The sequence below is a fragment of the Novacetimonas hansenii JCM 7643 genome (genome assembly GCF_000964405.1).
Classification (GTDB): domain Bacteria; phylum Pseudomonadota; class Alphaproteobacteria; order Acetobacterales; family Acetobacteraceae; genus Novacetimonas; species Novacetimonas hansenii.
Genome location: NZ_BANE01000003.1, coordinates 1 through 3,807 on the forward strand (window position 1 = coordinate 1; position 3,807 = coordinate 3,807).

Sequence of the window (3,807 nt, forward strand, 5' to 3'; positions counted from 1 at the left end):
TTTGGAAAAAGCTTCACCAAAAACCTTTATAATTTCAGGATATTATTGAGTCTGATTTTTCAAACAGTCTCTTATCATGCGCTGAGCTGGCGCGCCTATTCCTTGCCAGCGGTTGCGCAGCCAGAATGCAAACGCGCCCTGCCCCCGCATGTCAGGGGCAGGGACACCAGACACTGAATCAGTGCGTGGTGGTCGGCTTCTTCGCACCCAGCTTCAGCGCGTCGTTCAGGTGCGCCTGTGTCGCGTCCGCCGTGGCGGAAGCATAGGACTTCAGGTCCGGGTCGCTTGCGGACTCAGCTTCGTTCTGGAACATCGCCAGCGCGTCGCTGTGGGCCTGCGCCTGAATGTCGAGGTAGTCACGGTCGAAGCGATGACCCTTTTCGGTCTTCAGGCGGTCGATGATCTGCTGTTCGTCGGTGCTCATGTCCTTGTTCAGTTCAAGCCCGTGCTGAAGCGCCAGTGCGGAAAGCTTGTTCTGGTTGTCGGTATGCTGCTTGACGAGGTCGGCGGCCAGATCCTTCACCTTCTGGCGCTTGGCCTGCGCCGTGGCCAACTGCGAAATCTCGATTTCAAACGTATTCACCTCTGTGGCGTTTTCGGCAAAGGTCGTGTCTGAATCGGTAAAGGGCGGCGGTGCCGGCGGTGTCACAGCCTTTGGGGCACGCGCAAACGAAGAAACGGGCAGCGCCGCGACCGAAGCGCAGAGGAACCAGGCAGCGTATTTTTTCATGTATCATTTTCCTAACAAGAAATATGCGAACGACCCGCTGAACGTATGAAAAAGTCTAGCAGTTTTGCCCCTGCCGACAAACCCGCATTACAGGGTTTTATCTGCTTTTTAAGGGGGGCGTGAAAACCGTGGCTGTGAAACGCGGCGTAAGCTGCGGTGTAAGCCTGGGGACGTTTCCGGCCGGTTGGCGTTAAAAAGTCCCCCTGCCATGCCTGTGGGGTGGAAAAAGCTGGCCTCAGGCAATCATTATTATTTTTTATCAATGAGTTATATTTGAAAAACCTTTGCCGGTTCCCGTGCATGATGCATGCGCCCATGCGTGTCGGGCATGGAACACGGCGTCATGACCTGTATGGGCCATGGGGCGTTTATAGGCTACATGCTCGGGGGATAATATACGGGCTTTTTGGCCCGTCATGCCCGTATTCCCTGTCATGGATGGCCCGATGCCGACTGTTATTCGCTTTTTACTGTCCCTGGCCGCGCTTGCCGCGCTGTTGGGCGTGATCGCTGGTGCGTTCGTCGCGCACCTGCCCGACCAATTCTTTGCGCAGGGGGGGCGGGACATGGCCCGGCAGGCCATACAGATGCAGATGTGGCACGCGCTGGGGCTGCTGGGTATCGGCGTCCTGATGATGCAGGCGGGGTGTCAGCGGCTTGTCTCGCTTGCGGGGTGTGCAATGGCGCTGGGGATGTGCATCTTTTGTGGCGCGGTCTATTTCACGGCCTTTACGGGTATCCATCTTGGGGCGGTGGCGCCAACGGGGGGCAGTATCCTGATGCTGTCATGGTTGCTGCTGGCGGTGGGGGTCATCCGTTCATGACATCTGGACACGCGGACATGGCGCATGGCGAAACGTCGCCCCCCCGTCTGACAGGCTCCCCTGACCTGACAGGCATGGATGTCGGTGCCGCCTACCTCGCCGCGCCGGGGTTCGAGGCGGCGCTGGAACATGAACTTGCGCGGCAGGGTGTGGAAGTCCGCTGGCATGGGCGCCTTGCCCTGACGATACAGCCACCCATGCGCAGCGCATGGGCGCTGGAGGTATGGACCGCGCCGCAGTCGCGCGATATCCCCTCCATCAAGGCTGCGGCGCGCGACCTGCGTGCGATACAGCGCAACTGGGCCGGATATGCGCCGGACCTGCATCGCCGCTCTGCGCTGATTGCACAGAACCTGCCCCCTTTGGCTGCGCGACCGCTGGTGTTTCCCTCCCTCCCGCCGCAGGGGCATCTGGGGGCATGGACGCTGCTGTCGGCGGACAGGATGCTGCTGTCCCCCACCAAGACATCGCCCTTCATCAATGGGGAGGTGCAGTTCGTGGAGGATCGGCAGGGCCCGCCTTCGCGCGCGTATCTCAAGCTGTGGGAGGCATTCACACGGCTGGGGCAATGGCCTCGGGCGGGGGAAACCTGCCTCGACCTTGGGGCGTCGCCGGGGGGATGGACATGGGTGGCTGCCCGGTGTGGTGCTGATGTGATCGCCATCGACCGTGCCGACCTTGACCCGCGCGTTGCGGCCCTGCCTGGTGTTACGACCCGGCGTGAAAGTGCCTTTGGCCTCGACCCGGCATCGATGCCGCATGTGGACTGGTTGCTGTCGGACATCATCGCCTATCCCACGCGCCTGCTGGCGCTGGCGCGGCGCTGGATCGACAGCGGGCGTGTGGCGCGCATGGTCCTGACCATCAAGTTCCAGGGGGAGACCGACCATGACACGGCAGAGCAGTTCGCCGCGCTGCCCGGCGGGGTGGTGCGCCACCTGTGGCATAACAAGCATGAACTGACGTTCTTCTGGATGCGTACGGGCGCGCCGGACGTCGCCTGATGGCGTGCAATGGGGTCAGGGCCGCCCCGCCCGCCGCCTGCGCAGGCGTTCGATGCCGTATTCCCCCAACTGCACGATCCCGATGGCAAGGAGGCAGCACACAAGTGCGACGCCCATGATGATGGTGCGTTCGCGGTCGGTTTCATCCGCGGCCCCCGTCAGGCGATAGACCGCAAGCCACATGTCGGACCCCGCGATACGATCCACCAGCCCTGCGACCATCGCGCTGTAGCGCAGGCTGCCCATCAGCAGCATTGTGACGATCAGGACACTGCCGGTTTTCGCCAATGTGCGGATGAGGGAGACACCGGTGGTTGCATCAGTATTCTTCATATGGATAGGCTACCTTTCCTCTGGGAGCGGGCGGGTCGCGGTCGGTTCGTGTCGGGGGAAGATGGCGGGAGAGGAAAACAACAGGATGAATGAACGTTTTGGACATATGTCGCGCCTGTGGCGCGCAGGGCTGGTGGCGGGTGCGTGCGTTGGCGCGATTGCCGGTGGTGCGCAGGCCGCCACGGTTGAGGCACCGCCACAGATCGGCAACCTGACCCCAACCGTTCCGGCACAGCCTTATGGCCCGACGGAGGGGACGCGTGAACGGATCGCCACCGCATTTGACACCGCGCGGGCCACCGGGCGCAAGGTATTGCTGGATTTCGGGGGAAATTGGTGCCCTGACTGCCGCATTCTGGCGGGGTTGATGGATGACCCGGCCGTGTCCCCATGGATCGCACGCCATTTCGTGGTGGTGATGATCAATGTTGAACGTATGAATACCAACCTCGAATTCCTTGAGCAGCACGGGCTGAAGATTTCGGCGGTGCCGACCGTGCTGGTTGTGACGGCGCAGGGCAAGGTGCTCAATGCCGATGGCCTGACGGCTCTGGGTAATGCGCGCGCGATGTCGTCACAGGCGGTGATCGACCTGCTGGCACAGTGGGATGCACGCACCTGACAGTCTGCGGGCGCACGGTTCCCGATCCCCAGTGAGGGGGCATGACGACATTGGTGGGGGAAGGGGCTGCTTTTCTCGCAAAGGCAGCAACCTTATAAATCCCTTGGGAAACAGCCCCCCCCCCGACCTGTGCCTGTCGCTAACGCCTGATTGAAAGCATTCCATTGACAAGGAATGGGAAAATTTCAGGCGATACCCTGTCTTCGCAAGGTTTTTTAAGAGACTGTTTGAAAAGTCTGTCTTGATAACGCACTGAAATTATAAAGGTTTTTGGTGAAGCTTTTTCCAAAAAGC

5 protein-coding genes are annotated in these 3,807 nt (G+C 60.7%); 3 read left to right on the plus strand and 2 right to left on the minus strand.

Translation table 11 applies throughout. The annotated features are described in order from the left end of the window. Positions 1-178: 178 nt before the first annotated feature. Positions 179-730 carry a DUF4142 domain-containing protein gene (locus B7G66_RS00095; RefSeq protein ID WP_003620872.1) on the minus strand — a complete coding sequence of 184 codons (552 nt, stop codon included), beginning with the start codon at positions 728-730 and terminating at the stop codon, positions 179-181. A 446-nt stretch (positions 731-1,176) separates the two neighbouring features. Here B7G66_RS00095 and B7G66_RS00100 point away from each other — a divergent pair, with 446 nt between their 5' ends. After that, complete coding sequence (locus tag B7G66_RS00100) at positions 1,177-1,554, plus strand: DUF423 domain-containing protein (protein WP_040512123.1); 378 nt, start codon at positions 1,177-1,179, stop codon at positions 1,552-1,554. Between the two features lie 74 nt (positions 1,555-1,628). Further along, the gene (locus tag B7G66_RS00105; RefSeq protein ID WP_040512121.1) at positions 1,629-2,558 is read left to right on the plus strand and encodes an SAM-dependent methyltransferase; all 930 of its coding nucleotides are present in this window, start codon (positions 1,629-1,631) and stop codon (positions 2,556-2,558) included. A gap of 15 nt (positions 2,559-2,573) precedes the next feature. Here B7G66_RS00105 and B7G66_RS00110 read toward each other — a convergent pair whose 3' ends face one another. Then, positions 2,574-2,891, minus strand: a complete 318-nt coding sequence (locus B7G66_RS00110) for a hypothetical protein (protein WP_003620867.1) — start codon at positions 2,889-2,891, stop codon at positions 2,574-2,576. Between the two features lie 85 nt (positions 2,892-2,976). Here B7G66_RS00110 and B7G66_RS00115 point away from each other — a divergent pair, with 85 nt between their 5' ends. Further along, complete coding sequence (locus B7G66_RS00115) at positions 2,977-3,513, plus strand: thioredoxin family protein (protein ID WP_003620865.1); 537 nt, start codon at positions 2,977-2,979, stop codon at positions 3,511-3,513. Positions 3,514-3,807: the final 294 nt, after the last annotated feature.

Bases quoted from the DNA above. Each gene is read 5' to 3' on its own strand.
- B7G66_RS00095 (WP_003620872.1), bottom strand. From the start codon at position 730: ATGAAAAAATACGCTGCCTGGTTCCTCTGCGCTTCGGTCGCGGCGCTG.
- B7G66_RS00100 (WP_040512123.1), top strand. From the start codon at position 1,177: ATGCCGACTGTTATTCGCTTTTTACTGTCCCTGGCCGCGCTTGCCGCG.
- B7G66_RS00105 (WP_040512121.1), top strand. From the start codon at position 1,629: ATGGATGTCGGTGCCGCCTACCTCGCCGCGCCGGGGTTCGAGGCGGCG.
- B7G66_RS00110 (WP_003620867.1), bottom strand. From the start codon at position 2,891: ATGAAGAATACTGATGCAACCACCGGTGTCTCCCTCATCCGCACATTG.
- B7G66_RS00115 (WP_003620865.1), top strand. From the start codon at position 2,977: ATGAATGAACGTTTTGGACATATGTCGCGCCTGTGGCGCGCAGGGCTG.